Below are 25,271 nucleotides of genomic sequence, written 5' to 3'. Positions count from 1 at the left end.
CCGGAAGGGCAACGGACATCATGACTGTGCAGGACAGTGGCAAGGTCGCGCTCATCACGGGTGCGAGCCGGGGCATCGGTTACGGCATCGCCGAGGCGCTCGTGGCCCGGGGGGACCGGGTCGTCATCACCGGCCGCGGCGAGGACGCCCTCAAGGAGGCGGTCGAGAGGCTCGGCTCCGACCGGGCGCTCGCTGTCGCGGGCAAGGCGCACGACGAGGCGCATCAGGCGGCGGCCGTCGAGCGTGCCATGGAGGCGTTCGGCCGGGTCGACTTCCTGATCAACAACGCCGGTACGAATCCGGTCTTCGGGCCGATGGCCGAGCTCGATCTCAACGTCGCCCGCAAGGTCTACGAGACCAATGTGATCTCGGCGCTCGGCTTCGCCCAGCAGACCTGGAAGGCCTGGCAGAAGGAGAACGGCGGTGCGATCGTCAACATCGCGTCCGTCGCCGGGGTCTCCGCGTCGCCGTTCATCGGCGCCTACGGCATGAGCAAGGCGGCCATGGTCAACCTGACCCTGCAACTGGCACACGAGTTCGCGCCCGTGGTCAGGGTCAACGCCATCGCGCCCGCGGTGGTGAAGACGAAGTTCGCCGAGGCGCTCTACGAGGGCCGTGAGGCCGAGGCGGCCGCCGCCTATCCGCTCGGCCGGCTCGGAGTTCCGCAGGACATCGGGGGTGCGGCGGCGTTCCTCACCTCCGCCCAGTCCGACTGGGTCACGGGGCAGACGCTCGTGGTGGACGGCGGCATCTTCCTGAACGCCGGCGTGGCCTGAACCGGTTTGGGTCTGGTTGACGCAAGTGCCCCGTCAGGTCCCCGGGTTGACCCGGCGGGGCGCTGCGGTATGGTCTGCCGACTCATGGCCGATCGAGGAGCGTGCGCGTGTTCTACCGGGCCAGTCTGCAGGCTTCTGCAGCCCTTGCTTCCCTTTCTCTGCTGGCCGGCTGCGGACTGCTGTCCGACAACAGCTCGGAAACAGACCAGCACATAGCTGTCGGGACGACGAGCTCGCCCTCGACACTCGACCCCGCGGCGGCCTGGGACGGTTCCTGGGAGCTGATGAGGAACGTCTTCCAGACCCTGGTCAGCTTCCCGACCGGTAGCACGAGCCCTGAACCGGACGCCGCGGAGTCGTGCCGGTTCACCGACGCCACGAGCATGGCGTACCGGTGCACACTCCGCAGCGGCCTGAAGTTCTCCAACGGCGAGAAGATCGACGCCGAGGCCGTGAAGTACTCGATCGACCGGATCGTGAAGCTCAAGGTCAAGGGCGGACCGGCCGGCCTCCTCGGCTCCCTCGACCGGGTGGAGACCAAGGGCGACGACACGGTCGTCTTCCACCTCCGCAAGGCGGACGCCACCTTCCCGTTCATCCTCGCGACCCCGGCGATGTCGCTCGTCCCACCCGGCGAGTACCCCGCGGACCGCCTGCGCGACGACGGCAAGGTCACCGGCTCCGGACCGTACGTCCTGAAGGCCTACGAGCCGGGCAGCAAGGCCGAGCTGGCCAAGAACCCCGACTACAAGGGCTTCGCCCACCGGAAGAACACCTCGGTCACCATCCGCTACTTCGATGGCTCCGCCCCCATGGTGGCGGCCCTGAAGAAGAAGGAGATCGACGCCACCTACCGCGGTCTCACCGCCGAGGAGGTCGTCAGCCTCGAGGACAACAAGTCGGACAACGAGGGTCTGCAGGTCATCGAGACGGTCGGCGCCGACATCCGCTTCCTGGTCTTCAACCCCGCGGACCCGGCCTCCGGCAAGCTCGCCGTCCGGCGGGCCATCGCCCAGCTGGTGAACCGCGACGAGCTCGTCGCCAAGGTCTACCAGGGTACCGCCGAGCCGCTCTACTCCATGGTCCCCAAGGGCATCGCCGGCCACACCACGAGCTTCTTCGACTCCTTCGGCGACCCGGACACGGGCAAGGCCAGGCAGATCCTCAGCTCGGCGGGGATCGACGAGCCGGTCGAGATGACCTTCTGGTTCACCACGGACCGCTACGGATCCTCCACCGCCCCCGAGTTCGCGGAGCTGAAGCGCCAGCTCGAAGCATCCGGCCTGTTCAAGATCACGCTGAAGAGCGCACCGTGGAAGACCTTCCAGGAGGGCTTCACCAAGGGCGACTACCCGGTCTTCGGCCGCGGCTGGTTCCCCGACTTCCCGGACCCGGACAACTTCATCGCACCCTTCGTCGGCAAGGACAGCGTCACCGGTACGCCCTACGTGACGAAGGAGATCACCCAGGACCTGCTTCCCTCCTCCCGCCAGGAGAGCGACCGCGGGGCGGTCGCCAAGCAGTTCAGGCGCGCCCAGGAGATCCTCGTCGATGACGTGCGGCTGCTGCCGCTGTGGCAGGGCAAGCTCTACGTGGCGGCCGGCGAGGACATCGGCGGCAGTGAGCGCGCCCTGGACCCGCAGACCGTCATGCAGATGTGGGAGCTGTACCGCAAGGCCAGCTGGTAGGCGCGGGCCGGGGCTCGGCGGGGCCGCTGTCAGAGGCCCCCGGTAGGTTCTGTGGTCAAGAACCGATTGCTTACCGGAGGTTGTGGACGTGACCGACACCGACCTGCTGCCCGAGTCCTGGCGCGGCGTCCTCGGCGAAGAGCTGCAGAAGCCATACTTCAAGGAGCTCACCGCATTCGTCGAGGAGGAGCGGGCCAAGGGGCCGGTGTACCCGCCGCGCGAGCAGGTGTTCGCCGCGCTGGACGCCACACCGTACGACCGGGTGAAGGTCCTCATCCTCGGCCAGGACCCGTACCACGGCGAGGGGCAGGGCCACGGGCTCTGCTTCTCTGTCCGGCCCGGGGTCAGGACGCCCCCCTCGCTGCGCAACATCTACAAGGAGATGAACGACGAGCTCGGCCTGCCGGTGCCGGACAACGGATATCTGATGCCGTGGGCCGAGCAGGGTGTCCTCCTGCTCAACGCGGTGCTGACGGTCCGGGGCGGCGAGGCGAACTCGCACAAGTCCAAGGGCTGGGAGAAGGTCACCGACGCGGTCATCCGCGCCGTGGCGGCCCGGCCGGACCCGGCGGTCTTCGTGCTCTGGGGGAACTACGCGCAGAAGAAGATCCCGCTGATCGACCCGGAGCGCCACGTCATCGTGAAGGGCGCGCACCCCTCGCCGCTCTCGGCGAAGAAGTGGTTCGGTTCCCGTCCCTTCACCCAGATCAACGAGGCCGTCGCCGCACAGGGGCACGAGGCCATCGACTGGCGGATCCCGGACCTGGCCTGAGACCGGGCCGGGCGCCCGGCCCGGTCCACGGACCGTAGACCCCGCAGGGCGGGACGGGCCGCCGGTCCGGCCGGGCGGCCCCGGCGGGCTGGCGACGCCGGGGCATCCGGCCCGCGCCTGAGCGCGATCACCTTCGGCTGCGGCTAGCGTCGGCTCGACGGGAACAGGCCGCACGGTGACCAGGGAGACCTCAGTCGTGGAGCAGCAGGAGGCGTCGAAGGACGCTGTCGTGACCAGGATCGGCCAGGCGGTCATGCTGCTCCACGGCGGGGACAGGGAAGAGGCCCGCAATCGTTTCCGGGCCATCTGGGTGGAGATCGGTGAGGACGGGGACGCCCTGCACCGCTGCACCCTCGCGCACTACATGGCCGACACCCAGGACGATCCGGGGGACGAGCTCGCGTGGGACCTCCGGGCGCTGACGGCCGCCGAAGGGCTGACCGGTGCCGCTGCGGCTGAACACCGGGACGCTCTCGCGGTGCGGTCCTTCTTCCCCTCGCTGCACCTCAATCTCGCGGCGGACTACCTGAAGCTGGAGCGCTTCGAGGCGGCCCGCGTCCACCTGGACCATGCGTGGGACAGCGTCGGCGTCCTGGCGGACGACGGTTACGGCGGAGGGATCCGGGCTGCCATCGGGCGGCTCGAGCAACGGATGCGGAGGAGCGGCGCGGGGGAGTGAGCCGGGGGCGCAGTGCCCTGGTGACACGGATCGGCCGGCTCCCGGGCGGGCCGATCCGTGCGCGCCCCGGTGACACCGATCCGCCGGTGTCCAGGTGATGCCCATCCGGCCGGTGTCCTGCCGGCCCGCCGCCGCGCCGGGTTCAGCGGCCGTACGTGGCGTCGCAGATCGTGGACTGCGGGCTCCCCGCCGGCCAGCGTCCGAATCCCCTGCCCAGCGCGCAGACGTCCTCCCCGGAGACGGATGCGCCCGGGGCGGCGGGCTGTACGGCGGCGGGGATCCGAGAAGGCAGGCGAGGTACCTGCGGCTGCGGGACGTCCGCCCGCGCACGCGGGCGCGGAGCGGGTGGCACGTCCTTCCGGGTGGAGGCGGCGACATCGGCCGCGGAGGCGGACGCGGCAGGATCCGGCAGGGCCTCCAGGGAGTCCCGGGCCGGAGGCTGCATGATCTGCGGTGCCACGTCCTGTGCGGGTCTGCTGGTGCCGGGGCGCGGTGCCACGGTCTTTCGCGGCGGCTCCACCGAGACGCAGCCCGAGACCGCGGTGACGGCGATTCCCACCAGGAGTGTTGCGGTGATTCCGGTTCGATGCACCTGGGCAACTCTGCCCGGCCGGTGCCTCAGCGGGACAGCCGCTACGCCAGGATTGGCCCGCACGAGTGACGCGGTCGGCGGTGTGTCCCGTGCGGGCACGTCCCGGATCCACGCCGGCTCCACCACCTGGCGCGTCGTCTCCCCGGGGATCGGCCACGCGTTCAGCTCGCACGAGACCTGATGCCGCGGTGCGCTGTGCGGGCAGCCGTCCGACGGAGGGACGGCCACAGCTACGGGTACGCCCCCGGTGCGGGGCCCGGGCCGCCGATGCCGAGATGGCGGAACCGGTGCGAAGGCGCGGCGACCGGCGTCAGGCCCCGGCCCCTGCCCGGCACGCGTTCGACGGTATCGCCGGCCGGCACCCGTCCCGGCGCACGTATGCTGCCGGGACCAAGGACGGGCACACGACGCGACCGTGACACGGCCGTGGTGAAGGCGACAGGGAGAACTCCGTGAAGGTCGGTTGCATCGGGCTCGGCGACATCGCGCAGAAGGCGTACCTGCCGGTGCTGACGACCCTGCCGGGGGTCGAACTGCATCTGCAGACCCGTACGCCGGCCACGCTCACCGTTGTCGCGGGGACCCACCGGATCCCCGAACGGCAGTGCCACACGGACCTCGACTCGCTCCTCGCCCAGGGGCTGGACGCCGCCTTCGTGCACGCGCCCACGTCCGCGCACCCGGAGATCGCCGGGCGGCTGCTCGAGGCGGGCGTTCCCACGTACATCGACAAGCCGCTCGCCTACGAACTGGCCGAGTCCGAGAGGCTGGTGGCGCTCGCAGAAGAACACGGCACCGGCCTCGCCGTCGGCTTCAACCGCCGGCTGGCCCCGTCCTACGCGCAGTGCGCCGAGCACCCGCGCGAGCTGATCCTGATGCAGAAGAACCGGGTGGGGCTGCCCGAGGACCCCCGCACCATGGTGCTCGACGACTTCATCCACGTCGTCGACACCCTGCGCTTCCTGGTGCCCGGCCCCGTCTCCGGCGCCGTCGTGCGGGCGCGGATCGAGGACGGGCTCATGCACCACGTGGTGCTCCAGCTCTCCGGCGACGGTTTCACCGCCATCGGCATGATGAACCGGCTCAACGGATCGACCGAGGAGATCCTCGAGGTCTCCGGCCAGGACAGCAAGCGCCAGGTACTCAACCTGTCGGACGTCGTCGACCACAAGGGGCAGCCCACCCTGCGGCGGCGCGGCGACTGGGTGCCGGTAGCCCGTCAGCGCGGCATCGAACAGAGCGTGCTGTCCTTCCTGGACGCGGTGCGGGCCGGCCAGGTGCCCAGTGCCCGGGACGCCCTGGAGACCCACCGGCTCTGCGAGCGGGTGGTCAGGGACGCCCTGGAGCAGGCGACCTGAGGGACCGCAGTCCCGCCGCACCGAAGAAGACGGCCAGCACCGCCAGCGCCCCGTACACGGGCCAGGCACCGAGCCGGACGTAGAGCGTGGTGCCCCGGGCGAGGGGCACGTCGCGGACGACGGCCCCGCTCACGGCGGTACCGAGCGGGGCTCCCACCTGTTCACCCCGCGGGCCGTACACGGCACTCACGCCCGTCAGGGTCGCGTGCACCATCGGCCGCCCGGTCTCCGCCGCCCGCAGCGCGCCGAGCGAGGCGTGCTGCGCGGGTGCCCAGCTGTGCTGGAACGTCGAGGTCGACGACTGGGCGACCAGCAGCTGCGCGCCGTCCGCGGCCAGCCGCCTGCTCATGTCGGGGAACGCCGACTCGAAGCACACCAGCGGTCCGATCCGCAGCCCGTCCGCGCCCGGCAGGTCCATCACGACGGGCCCCTTGCCGCGCAGCCGGTCCTCGCCGGCCGCCTTGCCCACCGAGGTCGCCCAGCCGAGCACCGCGCGAGCCGGGACGTACTCACCGAAAGGCACCAGGCGCATCTTGTCGTAGCGGTCCCCGGTCGGCCCGTCCGGGCCCACGAGCACCGCGGACTTGTAGATCCCGGCGTGGTCCGGCCCGTCCGTCCGCCGGGCGTCCATGTTGACCAGCACCTCGGCCCCGACCAGCCGGGAGAGCGCCGCGATCCGGTCGGCGGTCCCCGGGCTGCGCGAGAGGTCCACGCCCACACTGCTCTCGCCCCACACCACGAGGTCGACGTCCCGGCCGGCGAGGGTGCGCGTCAGCGCCTCACTGCGCGCGAACCGGCGTTGGACGCTGCCCGGCCCGTCGACGACACCCGGCTGCACGACGGCGATCCGGGCCGTACCGGTGGGCTCCGGCCGCGGCGCCCATACCCAGATCGCCGCCACGCCCAGCGTGCACACCACCAGACTCACCGCCGCGGCGGTGCGGGCCGCCGGAACGGCGAGCAGCAGCGCGACCGCGGTGTTCACCGTCACCACGAGCAGAGTGACCAGCCACACGCCCCCCACCGAAGCCGTCCGCAGGGCGGGTTCGAACTCCCACTGACTGGCGCCCAGCAGACCCCAGGGCCCACCGAGCCCCTCCCAGGAGCGGACCAGCTCGATCATCAGCCATCCGGAGGGCAGGACCGCGACGGCTGCCACCGCGGTCCTGGCGGACGGCGACCCGCCGAGCAGCCTGGACACCAGAATTCCCCAGGGAGCCCACAACAGACCGAGCAGGGCCGCGAGAACCAGCAGGAACACATGCAGGCTCGGCATCAGCCAGTGGTGCACGGCGAGCATGAAGCCCGTGCCGCCGATCCAGCCGTCGAGGGCCGCGCGTCGCCCGGTGTCCGCCGACCGGATCAGCAGCAGCCACGGCACGAGGGCGACGGGAGCGAGCCACCAGAGCGACGGGGCGGGAAACACCAGGGCCGGCAGGGCGCCCGCGCACAGGGCCGCGGTGCCGCGCCACAGGGGAGAGCGCAGCAGGCGCGCGTACGGTCGGGTCCCGCCGCCAGGGCTGCTGCCGTCCGAGCCGTGGCCGTCCGGGCCGTGGCCGTGGCCGTCCGGGCCGTCGCCGTCCTGCCAGCTGCCGGATGGGTCGCCGTCCGGGCCGCCCGGGGTACGGTCCGCCGGAAGCCCGCCCCGCATCGGCATGCCCTGCCCTCCTCGCCCATTCCCCCCCGCTCGGTCCCAGTGTGCGGCAGAAGATCGACGGCGCCCAGAGGGCGTGCCGCGCGCACGCCGCCCCCGGCCGGCGATCAACCGGTCGCGGGCACGCCGCCCCGGGCCGTCGATCAGCCGGCCGTGGGCCCGCCGGGCGCGCAGCGCCACTTCTCGTGCGCCTCGACCGTACGGATCCGCCAGCCCGGCTCGGTGCGCAGCAGGTCGAAGGTGTACCGGCCGCCGGAGAAGAAGACCGGAAGCGGCCCCCCGGCTGCGGATTCCGGGCCCATCGGATTCAGGTAGTCGGCCCGCACCCGCGCCCGGTCGCCGGGATAGCCGCCCAGATCCTGGAGGTCGAGCCGGCGGTTGACGATCAGGTGCTGTCTGACCGGAAAGGGCCCGAAAGCCTCCGCGAGCCACTGCGCGGCCTCGGCTGCGGGACCCTCGGCCCCGCCCGCACCGCGGTAGTCCGCACGGCCGTCCGGGGTGAACAGGGCGCCGTAGTCCTCCCAGGCGCCGTCGTCCACCGCCACGGCGTAGCCGGTGATCACCGCATCGATCGAGAGCCGGTCCATTACGGTCGCGAGAGCCACGCGCTGTGTCATCGTGCAAGTCTCGGCCCGCGGGCCCGTAAGGCCAAGAGGCCGGACCCGTGCCGCCTCAGCAGGGGACGACGGCCACCGGACCGAGGGCGTGCGTGACCGTCGTCTGCGCGACGGGGGAGAGCCCGAGGCCCAGGGACTCGCCGCCCCTGCGCCGTCCGATCACGGTCAGGGCCGCGGTGGCCGACGCCGTGACCAGGGTGCGCGACGCCGAACCGCTGACCGGTTCACGCACGACGTCCACCTGCGGGTACTTCGCCAGCCGGCCCGCCGTCAGCTCGGCAAGGGTGCGCTCCGCCGCCTCGGCCGCGGCTTCCCGGTTGAAGACGGGGCCGCCGGACAGGATCGACGAGAACATCGTCCAGCCGTGCACGAGCCGCAGCCGCGCGCCCGGCCGGGACGCGGCGGCTTCGAAGGCGAAGTCCAGCACCGACTCACTGCTCTCGTCGGCGGCCACCCCCGCTACCACGTCCGGGAAGGCATCCACCGCGTCCGCCCCGTCCTCGTCGGTCCGCCCGCTGTGGACGACGACGACCGGGCACCGGGCCATCGAGGCGGTGGCCAGACTGTTCGAGCCGATCATGAGGGAGCGGAATCCGCCCAGACCGCGGGAGCCGACGACCACCATCGACGCGTCGCGGCTGAGCGAGGTCAGGGCCGCCGAGGGGAAGTCCAGCGGGGCGAGGGTCGAGGTGGGCAGGCCGGGGGCCGAGCCGGAAGCCCGCCGTTCCGCCTGGCCGAGCAGTTCCTCGGACTCCCGCAGGCCGCTCTTCCCGTCCGTGCCCCGGGCGAGCGGCCTGACATGCACGATCAGCAGCGGCAGCCCGCGGCGCGCGGCTTCCTGCACGGCCCAGTCGAGCGCGTCCCAGCTGTGGGAGGAACCGTCGACTGCGGCGATCACGGGAAGGTCGTTGGCGGTCATGACTACCTCCTGAGGGCGCCGGCGGCGCATTCGATGCAGAGGCCCCCGGCGGGGCCCACTGCGGGGATCCGCCCGGACCGCTGCTCACGTTAACGTCCAGGAAGGACACGGCCTCCCCCCGGGGGCCTCACGCGCCGATCCGTCCGACTGTGCACGGGACGTAACCACGCTCGATCGTCCGGCGTGACACCCGGGAAACGGACGATTCGTACCGTCGTGGGACCAGCGTTCCCCACGAGAGGCCGTCCATGACCGCGCCGAACCCGCAGCCGGACACCCCCACCCAGGTGCGGACGGTCTGCTCGTACTGCGGTGTCGGCTGCGGGATCGTCCTCGACCTCGGCATGGGGCCCGACGGGCGGCGCACCGTCCTGAAGGCCTCGGGCGACAAGGCGCACCCCGCGAACAGGGGCCGGCTCTGCACCAAGGGGGCGACGAGCGCGGAGATGCTCGTGGCGCCCGGCCGGCTGACGAAGGCGCTGGTCCGGGCGGACCGTAGCGAGGAACCGGCTCCGCTTGACATGGACGCCGCAGTCAAGGAGACCGCACGGCGACTGCGCGGGATCGTCGACGAGCACGGACCTGACGCGCTCGCCCTCTACGTCTCCGGACAGATGACCCTGGAGGCGCAGTACCTGGCCAACAAACTGGCCAAGGGCTTCGTCCGCACCAGCTGGATCGAGTCCAACTCCCGCCTCTGCATGGCCGGCGCGGGCAGCGGCTACAAGCTCTCCCTGGGCGCGGACGGCCCGCCGGGCTCGTACGAGGACTTCGAGCACGCCGACGCGTTCTTCGTGATCGGCTCGAACATGGCGGACTGCCACCCCATCCTCTTCCTCCGGCTCATGGAGCGGGTGAAGACCGGGGCGAAGCTCATCGTGGTCGACCCCCGGCGCAACGCCACCGCCGACAAGGCCGATCTCTTCCTGCAGATACGGCCGGGCACCGACCTGGCCCTGCTCAACGGCGTCCTGCACCTCCTCGTCGAGAACGGCCACACCGATCCGGAGTTCATCGCCGAACACACCGAGGGCTGGGAGGTGATGCCCGCCTTCCTCCGCGACCACACCCCGGCGGCGGTCGCGGAGACCACCGGCATCCCGGAGGCGGACATCCGCCTGGCAGCCCGCTGGATCGGCGAGGCCGGCGACTGGATGAGCTGCTGGACCATGGGTCTCAACCAGAGCACGCACGGCACCTGGAACACCAACGCCGTGATCAACCTGCACCTGGCGACCGGCGCCATCTGCCGGCCGGGCAGCGGGCCCTTCTCCCTCACCGGCCAGCCCAACGCCATGGGCGGCCGCGAGATGGGGTACATGGGGCCGGGACTGCCCGGGCAGCGCAGCCTTCAGGCCGACGACGAGCGCGCCTTCGTCGAGGAACTCTGGGACATCGCGCCGGGGACCCTGCGCACGGAAACGGCGGGCACCGGCACCGTCGACATGTTCCGGCGCATGGCGGACGGCGAGATCAAGGCCTGCTGGATCATCTGCACCAACCCCGTGGCGTCCGTGGCCAACCGCAGGACCGTCATCGAGGGGCTCGAGGCAGCGGAATTCGTCGTCACCCAGGACGTGTTCGCCGACACCGAGACCAACGCCTACGCGGACGTCGCCCTGCCCGCCGCACTGTGGGCGGAGGCCGAGGGCGTCATGATCAACTCCGAGCGCAACCTCACACTGAGCCGTTCGGCCGTGGAACCGCCGGGGGAGGCGTGGCCGGACTGGCGGATCATCGCGCGGATTGCCTGCGAGATGGGGTACGAGGACGCCTTCGGCTACGGGAGCGCCGAGGAGATATTCGAGGAGATCAAGCAGGCCCACAACCCGAGGACCGGGTACGACCTGCGCGGCGTCACGTACGCACGGCTGCGCGACACCCCCGTCCAGTGGCCGAGCGCCGCCGCGGACGGCCCCGGCCGCAACCCCGTCCGCTACCTCAACGACGGGGTCAGCCAGACCCTGACCGTGCGCCCCGACGGGACCCTGCCCCGGCTGGCCTTTCCCACCGCGAGCGGCCGGGCGGTCTTCTTCGCGCGTCCGCACCTGCCCCCGGCCGAGATGCCCGACGACGACTTCCCCTACGTCCTCAACACCGGCCGCCTGCAGCACCAGTGGCACACCCTGACGAAGACGGGGAAGGTCGCCAAGCTCAACAAGCTGAACCCGGGCCCCTTCGTGGAGATCAACCCTCAGGACGCGCTGGTCCTCGGAATAGGGGAGGGCGATCCCGTCGAGGTCGCCTCCCGGCGCGGCCGGGCCGTGCTGCCGGCCGTCGTGACCGACCGGGTGCGGCCCGGGGACTGCTTCGCGCCCTTCCACTGGAACGACCTCTTCGGCGAATACCTCAGCGTCAACGCGGTGACCAACGACGCGGTCGATCCGATCTCCTTCCAGCCGGAGTTCAAGGTGTGCGCCGTGACGCTGGCGAAGGTGGCCGCTGTCGTACCCGCCGTGACCCCCGCTTCCGCCCCCGTGCTCGCCCGGGTTGCCGGACCGGCTTCCGGGCTCGCCGGGGTGTTCGGGATCGCGGACGTCACGCCTCCCGTGCTGGCCGGTCACGAGCGCCGCTACCTGGCCGGGTTCCTCGCGGGTCTCGGTACGCAGCCGGCCGGCACACCCGTGCTGCCGGCGCACGCGCCGTTCGAGCCGGAGCACGCCCTGTGGGTCAACGGGGTGCTGGCGGGAATGTTCTCCCGGCTGCCCGGCGACGCGACCGGGAGCGGGGAGCGCACCGCGCCCCACTCCGACGTCCCCGCCGGCCGGCAGGTCGTGATCCTGTGGGCCTCCCAGACCGGGAACGCCGAGGAGGTCGCCGCGGCGGCCGCGCAGCGGCTGGCCGACGAAGGGCGCACGACGACACTCCTCGGCATGGACGACAGCCCTCTGGACAGACTGCCGCGGTCGGCCGATCTGCTGGTCGTCACCAGTACCTTCGGTGACGGCGACGCCCCGGACAACGGAACCGGCTTCTGGGAGTCCCTCAACGCGCCCGACACCCCGCGGCTGGAGGGCGTGCGCTACGCGGTGCTCGCCCTCGGCGACTCCTCGTACGACGACTTCTGCGGGCACGGCAGGCGGCTCGACCGGCGGTTCGACGAGCTCGGGGCCGTGCGCCTCCTCCCGCGTACCGACTGCGAACCCGACTACGAGGAGCCGGTCGGACAGTGGCTCGACCAGGTGTTCGCCGCCCTGGACACCCGGCCGGAGGCGGCTCCGGCCGCCTCCGCTCCCGCTCCAGCGGCGGCTCCCGCCTCGCTCCGCCCCTCCAAGGCGGCGCCCGCGCTCGCCCGTCTCACCGGCAACCGGCTGCTCAGCCTCCCCGGCGCGACGAAGGAGGTACGCCGGTTCACCTTCGATACCCAGGACAGCCCCGTCCCCCTCGTGTACGAGGCAGGCGACGCGCTCGGAGTGGTCCCGGTCAACTGCCCCGACCTCGTTGCGGAGTGGCTCGCCGTCACGGGCCTGGACGCTTCGGACCCGGTCGACCTCTCCGGCCCCGGCTCCGTGTCCCTCGGCGAGGCGCTCCACCGCCACCTGGACATCGCTCAGGTCACCCCCGACCTCCTGCGGCTGGTCGGTGACCGCACCCGCGACCGCACCCTCAAGAAGCTGCTGCGCCAGGACAACAAGGGCGAGCTCGCCCAGTGGACCTGGGGCCGGCAGGCGATCGACGTCATCGCCGAACACTCCGCCCGCGCCACGGCCGCCGAATGGACCGCCGCACTCAGGCGCCTGCGGCCGCGGCTCTACTCCATATCCTCCAGTCCCCTGACCGATCCCCGGCTGGTCCGGCTCACCGTGTCCGTGGTGCGCTACGAGAACCGGCACGGCCGCCCCCGCAAGGGTGTCGCGTCCGCCTTCCTCGCCGACGCGGAATCCGGCAGCCCCGTCCCCGTCTTCGTCCAGCGCGCCCCACACTTCCGGCCGCCGGCCGACCCCGCCACTCCCATGGTGATGGTCGGACCCGGCACCGGGGTCGCCCCCTTCATCGGCTTCCTCGACGAACGGCGCGCACTCGGGCACCGGGCCCCCAACTGGCTCTTCTTCGGCGAGCAGCGCCGGGCCACCGACTTCTACTACCAGGACGAACTGGACGCTCTGCGTGCCGACGGCACCCTGAAGCGGCTGGACACCGCCTTCTCCCGCGACCAGCGGGCCAAGGTCTACGTCCAGGACCGGATGCGCGAGCACGGCGCCCTCCTGTGGACCTGGCTCCGGGACGGCGCCCACTTCTACGTCTGCGGCGACGCCTCCCGTATGGCCAAGGACGTGGACCGGGCCCTGCGCGACATAGCCGTGGCCCACGGAGGGCTCCAGGAGGACGCAGCGGCCGCGTACGTCAAGCAGCTCGCCGCGGACAAGCGGTACGTGCGCGACGTGTACTGAGCTCAGTTCCCCGACACGGCGGCGCCGAAGGCCGGCAGATACCCGGACTCGTGCCCCTCGGCCGTCGGGTGGACGTTCGTGCCGCTGATCCATGCGTCGCTCGTGCAGATCTCGTGCCCGGCGAATGCCGGCCGCCCGTCCACGAAGGCGAACCCGGCCGCCGCCGCACGGCCCGCGATCGTCGCGTTGAGCAGATCCGAACCCCGGTTCACCGCGGTGCGCTTGGCGGAGCCGAGCCCGCCGATGCAGAGACCGCCCTCCTTGTAGAGGTGCGGGTAGCCGACGACGACGACCTCGGCGCGGGGCGCCCGGGCGCGCACGGTCGCGTAGAGGCTGTCCAGCTCGCCCGGCAGCTCGTTCACGACGTACTCCCCGGCCGTTGCCAGGGCTCGTTCACAGGCCGACTGGGTGGAGTACTGACAGCTGAGCATGGTCGAGGCGAAGCCGGAGTCGTTGCCCCCGATGCTCAAACTGACCAGCGTGGTGTCCTGGTCCAGTTCGCCGACCTGGCTGCTGACCACATCGGGGATCTTCGCGCCACCGCAGGCGGCGAAGGAGAACGAGGCGGGGTCGTTGGCGCCGGCCCAGAGGGCCGGGTAGGCGTTGCGGCTCCGGGTGCACGCGACGTCCGAGTAGCTGCCGGCCCCGGTACCGGAGGCGTACGAGTCACCGAGGGCCACGTAGTGCACGTCGTCGGCGGCGGCTGCCGTCGAGGAGGCGGATGCCGGGACGGCGACGGAGGCGAGCGCGAGGGCCAGCAGAGCGGCGCCGGCTGAACGGGTCAGGGGCATGAGGATCTCCGTGGTGTGGGAGCGAAGGCGGCCGGTGCACGGCTGCCGCGTGACACCGACGGCCGTGACCACGCCCAACTTCCCGCCCCGGTGCCCGCGCGTCATCGGTGAAATGACCGACTCCCGGACCGGCCCGGTCCGGGAGTCGGGGCGCAGGCGACTTCCCTCAGCCGGCGGACTCGCCCGCGTCCGGGCTCAGTACGCCCGCGCCGACCAGGGCGAAGATGACGATGCCCAGGATCACCCGGTAGATGACGAACGGCATGAAGCTCTTCGTCGTGATGAACTTCATGAACCACGCGATGACCGCGTACCCGATCACGAACGCGACGATCGTGGCGAAGACGGTGGGCCCCCAGGAGACGGGCCCTTCACCGGCGTCCTTGAGTGTGAACAGGCCGGAGGCCAGGACGGCGGGCACCGCCAGCAGGAAGGAGTAACGGGCCGCGGCCTCGCGGGTGTACCCCATGAGCAGACCACCGCTGATGGTGGCGCCCGAGCGGGAGACGCCCGGGACCAGAGCCATGGCCTGGCAGAAGCCGAAGATCAGACCGTCCTTGACGCCCAGCTCCTTGAGCGACTTGCGCTCCTTGACGGCGCGGTGCTTGCCACCGGCCTCGTCGCGGGCAGCGAGACGGTCGGCGATACCCAGGACGATGCCCATGCCGATCAGGGTGGTCGCGATCAGGCGCAGGTCGCGGAACGGACCTTCGATCTGGTCCTTGAACGCCACGCCGAGCACACCGATGGGGAGGGAGCCGATGATGACCAGCCAGCCCATCTTGGCGTCGTGGTCGCTGCGCATCGAGGCGTCGGTCAGCGACTTGAACCACGCGGAGAGGATCCTGCCGATGTCCTTGCGGAAGTAGATGAGGACCGCGGCCTCCGTGCCGATCTGAGTGATGGCGGTGAACGCCGCACCGGGGTCCTGCCAGCCCGCGAACGCCGCGGTCAGCCGCAGGTGCGCGCTGGAGGAGATCGGCAGGAACTCGGTCAGTCCCTGCACGATGCCCAGGACGAATGATTCGAACCAGCTCATGGGGCTTAGGCCATCCCGGAGGTACTCATGCAACGGCCGACGGTCGGAAAGGCCGTCGGCAGTGTGCGGATGTGGTCAGAAAGGGGACGGGACGCCACGGCCCCGGACATCCTCTGTCGGTCGCGCGCAGCGTATCGCCTGGAGATGAACGAACATCCGGGTGCCCCCGCTTACGAAGCGTCCGCCGCCTCGCCCAGCCGGTGGCGCCTGCGCCAGGCCAGCAGGGCCGCACCCGCACCCGACAGCACGATGAAACCCATCGCCGCCAGGAACGCGGGCGACGTCGGCGAGGAGGCCGTACTGCCGGCGATGACGTATGCGGCGGTGTTCGGGATCGATCCCAGCCCGGTGGCCAGCAGGAACGGCGGGTACCCCATCCGTGAGGTCGCCGCGCAGTAGTTGGCCGCGGCGAAGGGCACCCCGGGGAAGAGCCGCAGCGCCAGCATGGACCTGAACCCATGACGGCTCAGGAGCCCGTCGGCGGCCTTCAGGTACTTGCCACGCAACAGCGTCCGCAGGGCTTCCTGGCCCAGCACCCTGCCGAGCAGGAAGGAGACACCAGCACCGAGGACGGTCCCGGCGAGAGCCGCCGCGAGACCGGCCTGGGCCCCGAAGAGGGCACCGGCGGCCAGGTTGAGGAGCGGGCGCGGCACGAAGGCCACCGTGCACACGCCGTACGCGAGCCCGAACAGCATCGCCGCTGCGCTACCCGTGAGTTGAGGTGGCCAACCGGAGGCCAGCAGCCGCTGTGGTTCGAACAGCAGCATGGTGGTGGCAGCGGCCAGGAGGACCGCCACGAGCAGGGAGAACCGGGACCAGGGAGACAGCAACGCCCTCGTACAGCGCACTGCGATGCCACCGGAGGGCCGTGTTGCGGGGACGGGGTCGAACATCTGGGGAGCGTAACCGAAACTGCTGTGTGATCGTCGTAATGTGCGGGCCAGGGGTGACGAGTCACTCATCACGCTTGCCGTCTCCTTGCTCCGGGCGGCGGGGGTCAGTTGCTCCGGACGCGCGACCGGAAGACCGGTCTGCCTCGTCCTGTGGTGAGGGGAAGTTGTTCCGGATCACGGCTGATCCGCCTGAGGGGCGACCATAGACTGATCGAGAAGGACCGAGCGCCGGTCAGGGACGCCGTTGCTCGATGCGGGTGGTCCGGCCGGGTCGATCCCGTCATCAGAGACGCCGCACTGAAGGCCGTCGACAGCGGTGACGCACCGGACAGCCCCTGGACGGGCGGTACCGATCTCTTCGACCAGCTCTTCGCCCCGGAGCCGGACGACCGGCCCCGGCCCGCCAGAGACCCGACGCCCGCCGGGTGCCACCACCTCGTGCACTGGGGCCTGCCGTGGAGCCTGATCCGGGTCGAGCAGCGCAACGGCCGCATCGACCGTCACGTCCAGACCGGGCCCCCCGAGTTCCGCGCCATGGTTCTCACATCGGCGGTGACCGGCGCCCTCGCGACCGGGACATCGCGGAGAAGGTCCTCGCCCGCGAGGCGAAGGTGCAGGAGGTGCTCGGCGTCGTTGAGGCGGCCACCAGGGAGAACGACGCGGACCGGGTGGAGGCCCTGCTGAAGGGTGCCCACCCGGACGAGGCCGTGAGCGGCCTGGAGGCCGTGCCGCTGTCCTGGACAGCGGCTCCCGGCCCACGGCCCGTCGAGCAGCGGACCTTGGGCGACTTCGGCACGCGTCGGCCGAGCGGACGCGGATTCGGCCTCGCTCTTCGACATGTCGAAGATGGAGCGGCTGGAGGAGCTGGACACGCTCGGCGCATGAGGTTCACCCGTCGTCTGCGGGCGGCGGGCTGGGAACCGGGTGACTCCGCGCTGCCGACGACAGAGGCGTGGCACCAGAGCAGCGCGAGCGCCCTACCGCATTCACAGGGATAGGGTTCTCGCGTGTACCGGGGCCGCACCAGCTCAGACAGCTTGACCCGTGGCAAGGCTGATGAACTGCGCCCATCCTGCGGCAGGAACGGAGAGGACCGGGCCCGTGACCTGCTTGGAGTCCCTGATGTGCACGGTTTCTACACCGGTCGCGACCTCCACACACTGCCCACCTTCACCGCTGCTGTAGCTGCTCTTGAACCAAGCCGAGTCCGGCACGGTCAGCCCCGCATGCTGCACGGTCATTTCTCTCCCAGAAGCCTCTCGATGAAGGTCAACGACTCAACAGGGGTCAATGCCTGCGCCCGGAGGATGCTGTACTGCCCTGCGATATCCCTGACCGTCGCCCGTTCGGTGTACAGGCGGCTGTCCCTCTGTACTTCAACGTATGCGATCCGCTGCCCGGTACGCGTCTCGATCAAGGTAAAGGGTCCCGCCAGTCCGCAGTGTTCCTCGCGCTCGGTGGGCATGACCTGGATCTCGACGTTCCGCCGCCGGCCGTGCACCAGCAACTGTTCGAGTTGCCCGCGCCTCACAGTTTGCCCGCCGATGGGGCGTCGCACTGCTGACTCCTCGATGACGAAGCTGAGCGTCGGCAGGTTCATACGGGCGAAGACCTCCTGTCGCGTCATACGTGTTGCTACCCGCTGATCAACTGTTTCCTCACTCAGCAGGGGGCGCCGCATCGTGAAGACGGCTCGTGCGTACGCCTCCGTCTGCAAGAGCCCGTTGATCACGTGCGTGTCGTACACGTGAAGCTCCACCGCCTCCGCCTCCAACTTCGCCGCGTCCCGGAAGAACGCCGGGTACTGAGCCCTCGCCACGTCCTCCTTGAGCTCCTTCAGGACCCCTCCGGCGCCCAGAACCTCGTCTGCCTGGTCGATGAAGTGCGGCGGTGGGATGCGTCGGCCGAGTTCGTACGAGGCGATCGTCGAGGCCGCGTAACCCAGCCTGACTCCCAGTTCGGCCCGCTCCATGCCCGCCGTCCTGCGCACCAGCTTCAGCAGCCGGCCGAACGCCGCGACCATCCCGGTGCCCGGCTCGTCCTCCGGCTGGGTCCCTGCCGTCTCGCCCGTACCCATGTCCGCGTCCATCGTCACGCCCCGTAGGTTCCGTTCCACTGGTCACCGCCTTTCAGATCAACGCACGGGCAGACTGCCCCGTCACGTCGGACACCGTGTACAGGTGGGGACCGGACTGGTACAGAATGCGCCGTATCGCTGCCCCGCACCGGCCCGACTCCTGCGGATCAAGGGGCCTTCAGCAGGTCCCGGAGTCCGCCCACCAGGGCGTGGATGTCACGTGCCACCGACACCTCGGCAGGCATGCTCGCGGACGGGACCTCCGCCTGCGTGCGGCAGCGGCGGCAGAGGCCGTCGGGGAGGGCTTCCGGTTCGCCGGGGGCGCCGCATTCGGTGCACTCCATCAGCACACGGCGGGCCGGAGCGCCCGGGACGGCCGGAGCCGGGGCGCCAGGCAGGCGGGGCGGGATCTTGTCGGTGAGCCGACGTCGTACGAGGCCCACGGGCGAGCCGACCTGGGTGGGGAGTCCCGAGACGAGGGCCTGGGTGAGGTAGTCCGTGTTCACACCCCGGTCCAGCCAGGCGGCGGCCAGCTCTTCCAGCACGGCGCAGTCGGCGGCGGAGAGGGCCAGACGCGGCTCGACGCGGCCGAGCCGGGCGAGGGTGAGATACGCGGGCGAGGGACCGGCCGGGGCCGGCTCCGGGCTCCGTTGCTGGGGAACCACAGCAGCGGGTGCGGCCGGTGCAGGGGATGCGGCCCCGGTGGGCGTCACAGGGGCATCTGTCGCGGCCGGGGGTGGCGGGGGAGCGGCGGCCGAGGTGCTCTCGGCCGCCTGGGCGGCCAGGTGGTTCTCGGTCCGGGTGAAGGTGTCCCACCACTCGCTGTCCCGGGCGGTGCGGGACCAGAAGGTGCGGGTGACCCAGCGGCTCTGGCCACTGTCCACGACCTGGCAGCGGATGCGCCGTAGATGACCGGCCACGCCCAGGGCCCTCAACGCGGTGCCGACGGCCATCTGCCCGTACAGAGGGAGGCTCTTGGCCAGGGACTTGACGTCCATGGCGCCGCCTTCGGGCAGTCGGTCGACGTATCCGGCGATGTACCGCTCCCGCTCCGGCAGGAGTGCGAAGTCGTCCGCGTGAGAGGGGCGCTGGTCCGGGGCCGAACGCTTGCCGTAGCCACGCTGGGCCCTGTCGTACGGGCGGGAGGCTGCGGGTGTGCGCAGTGCGGAGCTAAGGTTCTCGGTAGCCACGAGATCGCCTACTTCGATCTTGAGGTGAGACCCCGGCCAGGTGTTGGCGCACCGCGTCGGGGTCGTTTCGTTGTGGGCACCGTAAGCAGTCGTCGCGCTGCGCCGCAACTCGCGCACGAATAGTCATACTTGCTGGTCGTGAGGGGGTGGGGAGGGTGGGAAGGTTTTCCCAACCACCCTTCTTTTCCCTACCGGATACCCGTATCGCTCGAATCCCGGAGCTCGCATCCCGACGCCCGCATCCCGAAGCTCAAGCGTCGGGTTCGCATCTCGCCGGCGTACCCACGAAAGAGTGAACCGCCCCGTCTCGGCCCTCGAAGCTCAGGTGCCGGGCTCCGAGCTCCGAGGTGACGTGCGCGTGCTCAGAAGTCTCCGCCCGTGACGTCGCGCCAGGTCGTCCTCGCGCGGGTGTGGTCCGGGCGGCAGACGTGAGGAATCCTCGGCGCAAGCGATGTCGTGGATGTGGTGCGGGGTCTCGATCGTCCGCGGTTGCGGGTGAGCGGGGCCCGGAGGGCCCGGTGCCGTGTATGTCGTGGGCCGCGGCAACTGGGTGTCGTGATCAGAACGTTGAACGGCCGGGGAACCCCTGGTAGGTCACCTGCGGCGTCGCTAGTCTCCTGGTGCGAGCCGTCAACTACTGCCCTGTGGAGGGCATGTGAGAATTACGTTGGGCGTCGGTGGTCCCTCTGAAACGGATGACCTGCGGCGCTGGATGCGGCGCGACCCCGTTCTCCGCAGTGCCGTCGGCCAGGTCCGTCCCACAATGACCGCCCCGGACACGATGAGCGGAGGCGCGGCGGAGCTCGTTACCGTGCTGCTGGCGCCGGGCGGACTCACCGCCGCCGTGGCTGCGGCCATCGTGGCCTGGCTGCAGAGCAGGCGCGGCAACCAGACCGTCACGATCACCCGACCGGACGGGACCCAGGTCACCGTCACGTCCGAGGGCGTGCGAGGGCTGACGTCCGAGGCATCCGGTGATTTCGCGCAACGAGTGGCCGAGTTGCTCCAGCCGCCGCCGCAGGTGTTTCCCGGATCTCTGGCTGATGGACCAGAGACCGGCCGGTCAGGAGAACTTCCCCGCCTACCGGAAGCTGACGGACGGGATGAACGGCAGCCCTGGGCCGGTACGTCTGAAGGCCGACTGAGGCAAACGGACCACACCTGAACATGGCGACGGGACGGGGGGACCTGAGCGCAGCCAACTGCCACGCGATCGTGGTCGGCACGGGATCGCACAGCCGGAACGGACAAGAAGGGCTGTCGGACCTGCCGAGTGCCGCGCGCTCCGCACGGGCGGTCGCCGCGATACTGGACGAAGCCTGCGGTCTGGAGGGCCGCGTCACCCTGATCATCGATCCCCACGGGCCGACCGAAGTGCTCGCCACCGTGCAGGCCGCTATCGATGCCTCGGCGGGCGGCGTCGTCATCTTCTACTTCGTGGGTCACGGCCTTGTCGGCCCGGGGCAGCAGTTGTACCTGGCCACATCGGGCACCTCCTCGCTCGACGACACCGTGCACGCCGTTCCCTTCGACCAGGTGAGTAAACGGCTAGCCGACGCGCTGGCGAGCACCGTCGTCGTCCTCGACTGCTGCTTCTCCGGCCTCGCACAGGCCGCGCGTCCGGAGACGTATCGCAAGGTCTTGGCCTCGGCCCGCCCCGAGGGCAGCTTTCTCCTGGCCTCGGCCACGCACTACGCCGCCTCCTACGCGCCTGCGGACGCGGACCACACCCTTTTCAGCGGCGAGTTGCTCCGTCTTCTGACCGAGGGGGATCCTGGCGGCCCGAGCTGGTTCACGTTCCTCGACGTCTACCGCGTTCTCGACCACCGCTTCCAGGGCAGCGCCGCACGTCCGCACTCCGACGGCATCGGCCGGGCCTCCGATCTCGTCCTCGCCCGCAACCCGGGCCGACGCGCCCCCGATCCCACCCAGCCGTCGGCGGAGCAGGCCGGTGGCCCTTGTCCCTACCCGGGCATGCAGCCGTTCCTGCCGGAGCAGCACCACCTCTTCTTCGGCCGGGAGGAACTGACGCGCAGCCTGGTGAACCGGGTGACGGCCGGCTCCTCCACGGGGCCGGTCGTCCTGGTGGGGGCGTCCGGAGCGGGTAAGTCGTCTCTGCTCCGAGCGGGACTCGTGGCCGCGTTGGAGACCGAGACGGTACTGGCGCTTCTGGGGCCCGGCGCGCGGCCGTTCCACTCGCTCGTCGACAGGTGGGCCACCGCGTTGGGGCGGCCGTTCACCGAGGTGGAACAGGACCTGGCTGCGGGACGGTTCGGTCCTCGCGGGCCGGACGTTCTGGTGATCGACCAGCTGGAGGAGATCTTCGCCGAATGCCGGGACCCGGAGGAACGGGAGCTGTTCATCCGCGCACTTGCCGGAGCGGGAACGGACGGCCCACGCATCGTGCTGGCCCTTCGGGCCGACTTCTACGACCAGGCCTTGAGCGACCCCCGGCTCGGCCCGATCGTCCGGTCCGGACAGTTCACCGTCTTCGCCATGTCGGACGCCGAACTACGGGCTGCCATCGAACACCCCGCGGAGCAGGCCGGACTGCTTCTGGAGGACGGCCTGACGGACCACATCCTGCGAGAACTGCGGCAGGAGCGCGCCCTTGAGGGAGACGTCCTCGCGCTGCCGTTCCTCGCCCACGCCCTGCGCCAGACCTGGGCCGGCCGCACCGGCGTCACGCTGACCTTCAGTGCCTTCCAAGCCGCAGGCGCCATCCGCAGCTCCGTGGCACGGGTGGCCGACGAGGTGTACGAGGGCCTCGGCAGCGAGGACCAGGGCAGGGTGCGGGAGCTGGTGCTCCGCATGGTCCTGGTCGTCGACGACAGGGGCCGTGCCGTACGGCGCCGCGTCTCCGTGGACGAGCTCGGGCACGCTGCGGATCTCCTCCAACTGCTCACAACGGCACGGCTCGTCGTCGTGGACCAGGACGAAGCGCAGCTCTGCCACGACTCCTTGATCCATGCCTGGCCTCGGCTTCAGGACTGGATCACCGAGGGCCGGGAGGGACTGCTCGCCCGACGCAGGCTGGGTGACGCCGCCGACGGCTGGAACGAAGCGGGGCGCCCCGAGAGCGGCTTGTACGGAGGCGACCAGCTGGTAACGGTGCGCACACAACTCGCTGCTGGCCGCAGCGCGTTCCCCATGCGGCCGGTCGAGCAGCATTTCCTCGACGCCGGCCTGCGTGCCGAGCACCGTAAGAAGACGAGGCGCAGGGCCGTTCTCGCCCTCATCACCGTGATGGCCGTGGTCGCTACTTCGCTCGCGGTGTGGGCCCTGATCGCTCAGCGGGACGCGGAGCGCCGCGAGACGGTTCTGATCGCCAATGAGATCGCGTCGCAGGCGGACGCCCTGCGGGCGCGTGATCCCCAGACGGCCCTGCGGCTCAGTCTCGCGGCCTACCGGACGGCGGATACCCCCGAGACCCGGTCGAGCCTCTACGCCGCCTATCTGACGGAAGCACCGGTCGACCTCCCCGGCGAACACGACACGGCAGTGCTCGACCTGGCGTTCAGCAAGGACAGCAGTGTGCTGGCAACCAGCCAGGTCGGCGGGTACGTGCAGCTTTGGGACCTCTCCCGACGGAACGTGCCGGTCAAGGCGGCGGCCCTGAAGCTCAAAGGTAGTGCCGCCATCGCCTTCCACCCTCGCTCCCGCCTGCTGGCAGCGCAGACAGCCACAGAGCTCACACTCTGGGACGTGGGCGAACCCGAGCGACCCAGACGGTTCTCCGAACGCGCGATTCCCCGAGGCATGACCTACACCCTCGGCTTCGCGCCGGACGGCCGCACACTGGCGGCGGGGGGTGAACACGGAAGGCTTCGACTGTGGGACGTGTCTAAGCCGACGGCCCCTGCACTCAGGACCGACCGGTCCGTAGCCGCCGAAGCACTGATCTCGTTGGACTTCCGCCACGACGGCCTGATGATCACGGGCAACGGCATCAGCGGTACGGGCAGGACCGAACGGCCCGCCGAGGTGAGGCTGTGGGATGTACGGGACCCGGTGAACGCCCAGCTGCTGGACACCGCCGAAGCGCCGACGGTGATGGCGGTGGCCGCACACCCGAAGCGGAATCTGCTGGTCGCGACCGGCGCGGAGGGTTCGATGACCTGGTGGAGTGCAGAGAGGGGCGAGCAGCTCGTACGTGCCGAGCCCGAAGACGCCCGGGAGAGCATCTGGGGTTACTCCTCCGACCTGCCCGCGCTGAGTTTCCGACCCGACGGCGAGCGCCTCGCCGCCGCCAGCCATTCGGCCCAGCAAGGTGCCCTGGTCCGTGCGACGACCGACACCGATTTCTTCACCAGCTACGGAGAACGGGGAGTGGCGTCGTCGGGCGAGCCGGCCCAGTCGGTGGCCTACAGCCCGGACGGAAACCAGCTCGCTGTGGGCGACATGGCGGGCAACGTACGTGTGTGGCCGCAGCGCGCGCCCGCTCCCAGAGTCCGAGGGGCCATGACCACGACGGACCCGGGCACCAGCTCGATCAACGGCGACGGCACCCTCATGGTGGTCGCCACACCGGCGATGCGTTACCAGGTCTGGGATCTGCGTCCTGCGGACACGGCCGAGGGAAAGGACCCACGGGTCCGATTCACCCTGCCCGAGGGGTGGGAGGCCCGGTACTTCCTTCCAGGGACCGAACGCTCCGTACTGCTCGCCCACCGCTATACCGAAGGCTCGAACGACCACACTTTCCGGCTCTGGGATTTCAGCGAAGATCCCACGCGGCCTCCCGTACAGGGTGAGGAGATCCGTCTCGAGGCGAGCGACCCACGCTCCGCCGTCTCCCCGGACGGCGGCCTCCTGGTCCTGGGAGACACGTTCACGGCAACGGTGAACGTCTGGGACGTACGGGATCCGCTTCGGCCGGTGCGCGGCGGGACCATCACCGGCGCGCAGATCACCGAACGGGAAAGCCTGTTCTTCGTCGGTGACCGGGGATTCGCCATCATCGACCGGGGCCGACCAGGACACGAGAGACCCAGCGATCTGGGCATCTGGGACCTCACCGACCCGGTCCGGCCGTTCAAGGTCCGCATCCTCCCCGACGCCGGAACGGTACATGCGCTCTACGTGCCCTCGTCGCGGTTGCTGATGCATGACGCCAAAGCCCGACGGACCCAACTATGGGACATGCGAGACGTCCGCAAGCCTCGCAAAGCCGCCCTGCTGCCCGCAGCGCCCGGTGGCTACCTGCCGGTCAGGGAAGGCGTCCTGGCAACCATCCTCACCGACGGAACCGTGCAGTTCTGGGACGTAAAGAACCCTCAACGTGCACGCAAGATCGATGTCCTGCGGTTCGAGGCCCCCCTGGACGAGATCAGGCTCTCCCCCGACGGACGTCGAATCCTGACTTCACCCCCCTACCGTGTCTGGGACGCCGGGGAGGGCCGCACATGGCGCACCCCCTCTCTGGCTGCCCTGACAGGCATGAAGGACGTGAGGCTGCTGCCGGGCGAGAATCTGTTCGCCGCCGTGGTCCCAGCCCGTTCCTGGGACGGGCCACCCGATGTGGGGCTCACCTACCTGATCGACCTCGACACCGACGGGATCCATGAGCGGATGTGCACCTCGCACCCGCTCGACGTCGACGAGGACCTGTGGAAGGCGCTGTTCCCGCACCTCGATCCTCGGCGGTCCTGCGACCGACGATGACGGACGGCCCGTGCTCCGCCGCCCAGACACCGGACATCTGCCTCGACGGCACGGCTCCCTCGGGCGTCGCGCCCTCGCCGCCGTCACTCCCATCGGTGACCCGTTCCGGACATGCTCATTGATGTACGACCGTCGTGCACGAGCGGACTGGGCTTGAGGATGTGTGAACAC

Annotated in this window: 19 protein-coding genes and 1 pseudogene; 9 read left to right on the top strand and 11 right to left on the bottom strand. The window is 70.7% G+C overall.

Annotated features, from left to right (window positions below; all coding sequences use genetic code 11):
* The first annotated feature begins 20 nt into the window (after positions 1-20).
* The 4 genes from OG927_RS04305 (at position 21) to OG927_RS04290 (ending at position 3,915) form a co-directional block, all read left to right on the top strand.
* Positions 21-776, top strand: a complete 756-nt coding sequence (locus OG927_RS04305; protein WP_056795860.1) for an SDR family oxidoreductase — start codon at positions 21-23, stop codon at positions 774-776.
* A 107-nt stretch (positions 777-883) separates the two neighbouring features.
* Complete coding sequence (locus OG927_RS04300) at positions 884-2,464, top strand: ABC transporter substrate-binding protein (protein ID WP_056795857.1); 1,581 nt, start codon at positions 884-886, stop codon at positions 2,462-2,464.
* Between the two features lie 88 nt (positions 2,465-2,552).
* Positions 2,553-3,236: a uracil-DNA glycosylase gene (locus OG927_RS04295; protein ID WP_056796051.1), complete on the top strand. Its 684-nt coding sequence runs from the start codon at positions 2,553-2,555 to the stop codon at positions 3,234-3,236.
* Positions 3,237-3,432: 196 nt separating this feature from the next.
* Positions 3,433-3,915: a hypothetical protein gene (locus tag OG927_RS04290; protein ID WP_056795854.1), complete on the top strand. Its 483-nt coding sequence runs from the start codon at positions 3,433-3,435 to the stop codon at positions 3,913-3,915.
* Positions 3,916-4,057: 142 nt separating this feature from the next.
* Here OG927_RS04290 and OG927_RS04285 read toward each other — a convergent pair whose 3' ends face one another.
* A complete protein-coding gene (locus OG927_RS04285) occupies positions 4,058-4,507 on the bottom strand; it encodes a hypothetical protein (protein ID WP_056795851.1) in 450 nt (149 codons plus the stop codon).
* Between the two features lie 52 nt (positions 4,508-4,559).
* Between OG927_RS04285 and OG927_RS04280 the strand changes: the two genes are divergently transcribed.
* Positions 4,560-4,688: a hypothetical protein gene (locus tag OG927_RS04280; protein ID WP_274922884.1), complete on the top strand. Its 129-nt coding sequence runs from the start codon at positions 4,560-4,562 to the stop codon at positions 4,686-4,688.
* Between the two features lie 271 nt (positions 4,689-4,959).
* A complete protein-coding gene (locus OG927_RS04275) occupies positions 4,960-5,865 on the top strand; it encodes a Gfo/Idh/MocA family protein (RefSeq protein WP_056795847.1) in 906 nt (301 codons plus the stop codon).
* On the opposite strand, the gene lnt is transcribed toward OG927_RS04275, so the two are convergent.
* From lnt to OG927_RS04260, 3 genes are all read right to left on the bottom strand, one after another.
* Positions 5,837-7,522 (bottom strand): apolipoprotein N-acyltransferase, encoded by a 1,686-nt coding sequence (gene lnt / locus OG927_RS04270; RefSeq protein WP_330319735.1) that lies wholly within the window; start codon positions 7,520-7,522, stop codon positions 5,837-5,839. The two genes, OG927_RS04275 and lnt, sit on opposite strands and share 29 nt — an antisense overlap.
* Before the next feature lie 140 nt (positions 7,523-7,662).
* Entirely contained in the window at positions 7,663-8,136 is a 474-nt protein-coding gene (locus OG927_RS04265; RefSeq protein WP_330319734.1) for a nuclear transport factor 2 family protein, read from the bottom strand.
* A 55-nt stretch (positions 8,137-8,191) separates the two neighbouring features.
* Complete coding sequence (locus OG927_RS04260) at positions 8,192-9,055, bottom strand: universal stress protein (RefSeq protein WP_330319733.1); 864 nt, start codon at positions 9,053-9,055, stop codon at positions 8,192-8,194.
* Between the two features lie 248 nt (positions 9,056-9,303).
* Between OG927_RS04260 and OG927_RS04255 the strand changes: the two genes are divergently transcribed.
* Complete coding sequence (locus OG927_RS04255) at positions 9,304-13,446, top strand: bifunctional nitrate reductase/sulfite reductase flavoprotein subunit alpha (protein ID WP_330319732.1); 4,143 nt, start codon at positions 9,304-9,306, stop codon at positions 13,444-13,446.
* A gap of 2 nt (positions 13,447-13,448) precedes the next feature.
* Here the strand turns inward: OG927_RS04255 and OG927_RS04250 are convergent, their stop codons facing one another.
* The 7 genes from OG927_RS04250 to OG927_RS04220 form a co-directional block, all read right to left on the bottom strand.
* Positions 13,449-14,237 carry an SGNH/GDSL hydrolase family protein gene (locus OG927_RS04250; RefSeq protein ID WP_330319731.1) on the bottom strand — a complete coding sequence of 263 codons (789 nt, stop codon included), beginning with the start codon at positions 14,235-14,237 and terminating at the stop codon, positions 13,449-13,451.
* Between the two features lie 166 nt (positions 14,238-14,403).
* The gene (locus OG927_RS04245) at positions 14,404-15,276 is read right to left on the bottom strand and encodes an undecaprenyl-diphosphate phosphatase (RefSeq protein ID WP_056795819.1); all 873 of its coding nucleotides are present in this window, start codon (positions 15,274-15,276) and stop codon (positions 14,404-14,406) included.
* A 170-nt stretch (positions 15,277-15,446) separates the two neighbouring features.
* Entirely contained in the window at positions 15,447-16,169 is a 723-nt protein-coding gene (locus OG927_RS04240) for a TVP38/TMEM64 family protein (protein WP_330319730.1), read from the bottom strand.
* A 500-nt stretch (positions 16,170-16,669) separates the two neighbouring features.
* Positions 16,670-17,041 carry a hypothetical protein gene (locus OG927_RS04235; protein ID WP_330319729.1) on the bottom strand — a complete coding sequence of 124 codons (372 nt, stop codon included), beginning with the start codon at positions 17,039-17,041 and terminating at the stop codon, positions 16,670-16,672.
* Positions 17,042-17,197: 156 nt separating this feature from the next.
* On the bottom strand, positions 17,198-17,410 hold the full coding sequence (locus tag OG927_RS04230; RefSeq protein ID WP_330319728.1) for a DUF397 domain-containing protein: 213 nt from the start codon (positions 17,408-17,410) through the stop codon (positions 17,198-17,200).
* A complete protein-coding gene (locus OG927_RS04225; RefSeq protein WP_330321293.1) occupies positions 17,407-18,258 on the bottom strand; it encodes a helix-turn-helix domain-containing protein in 852 nt (283 codons plus the stop codon). The genes OG927_RS04230 and OG927_RS04225 overlap by 4 nt, the downstream gene beginning before the upstream one ends.
* A gap of 155 nt (positions 18,259-18,413) precedes the next feature.
* Positions 18,414-19,436 (bottom strand): MarR family transcriptional regulator, encoded by a 1,023-nt coding sequence (locus OG927_RS04220; RefSeq protein ID WP_330319727.1) that lies wholly within the window; start codon positions 19,434-19,436, stop codon positions 18,414-18,416.
* A 655-nt stretch (positions 19,437-20,091) separates the two neighbouring features.
* Here OG927_RS04220 and OG927_RS35965 point away from each other — a divergent pair.
* Positions 20,092-20,400 (top strand): annotated as a pseudogene (locus OG927_RS35965) (effector-associated constant component EACC1); the annotation flags it as partial.
* A gap of 203 nt (positions 20,401-20,603) precedes the next feature.
* Complete coding sequence (locus tag OG927_RS04215) at positions 20,604-25,100, top strand: caspase, EACC1-associated type (protein ID WP_330319726.1); 4,497 nt, start codon at positions 20,604-20,606, stop codon at positions 25,098-25,100.
* The last annotated feature ends 171 nt before the right edge of the window (positions 25,101-25,271 follow it).

This window comes from Streptomyces clavifer (genome assembly GCF_036345975.1).
GTDB classification, from domain to species: domain Bacteria; phylum Actinomycetota; class Actinomycetes; order Streptomycetales; family Streptomycetaceae; genus Streptomyces; species Streptomyces clavifer.
Note: the sequence above shows the minus strand (reverse complement) of the source record. Positions and strands in the feature narration are given on the sequence as shown.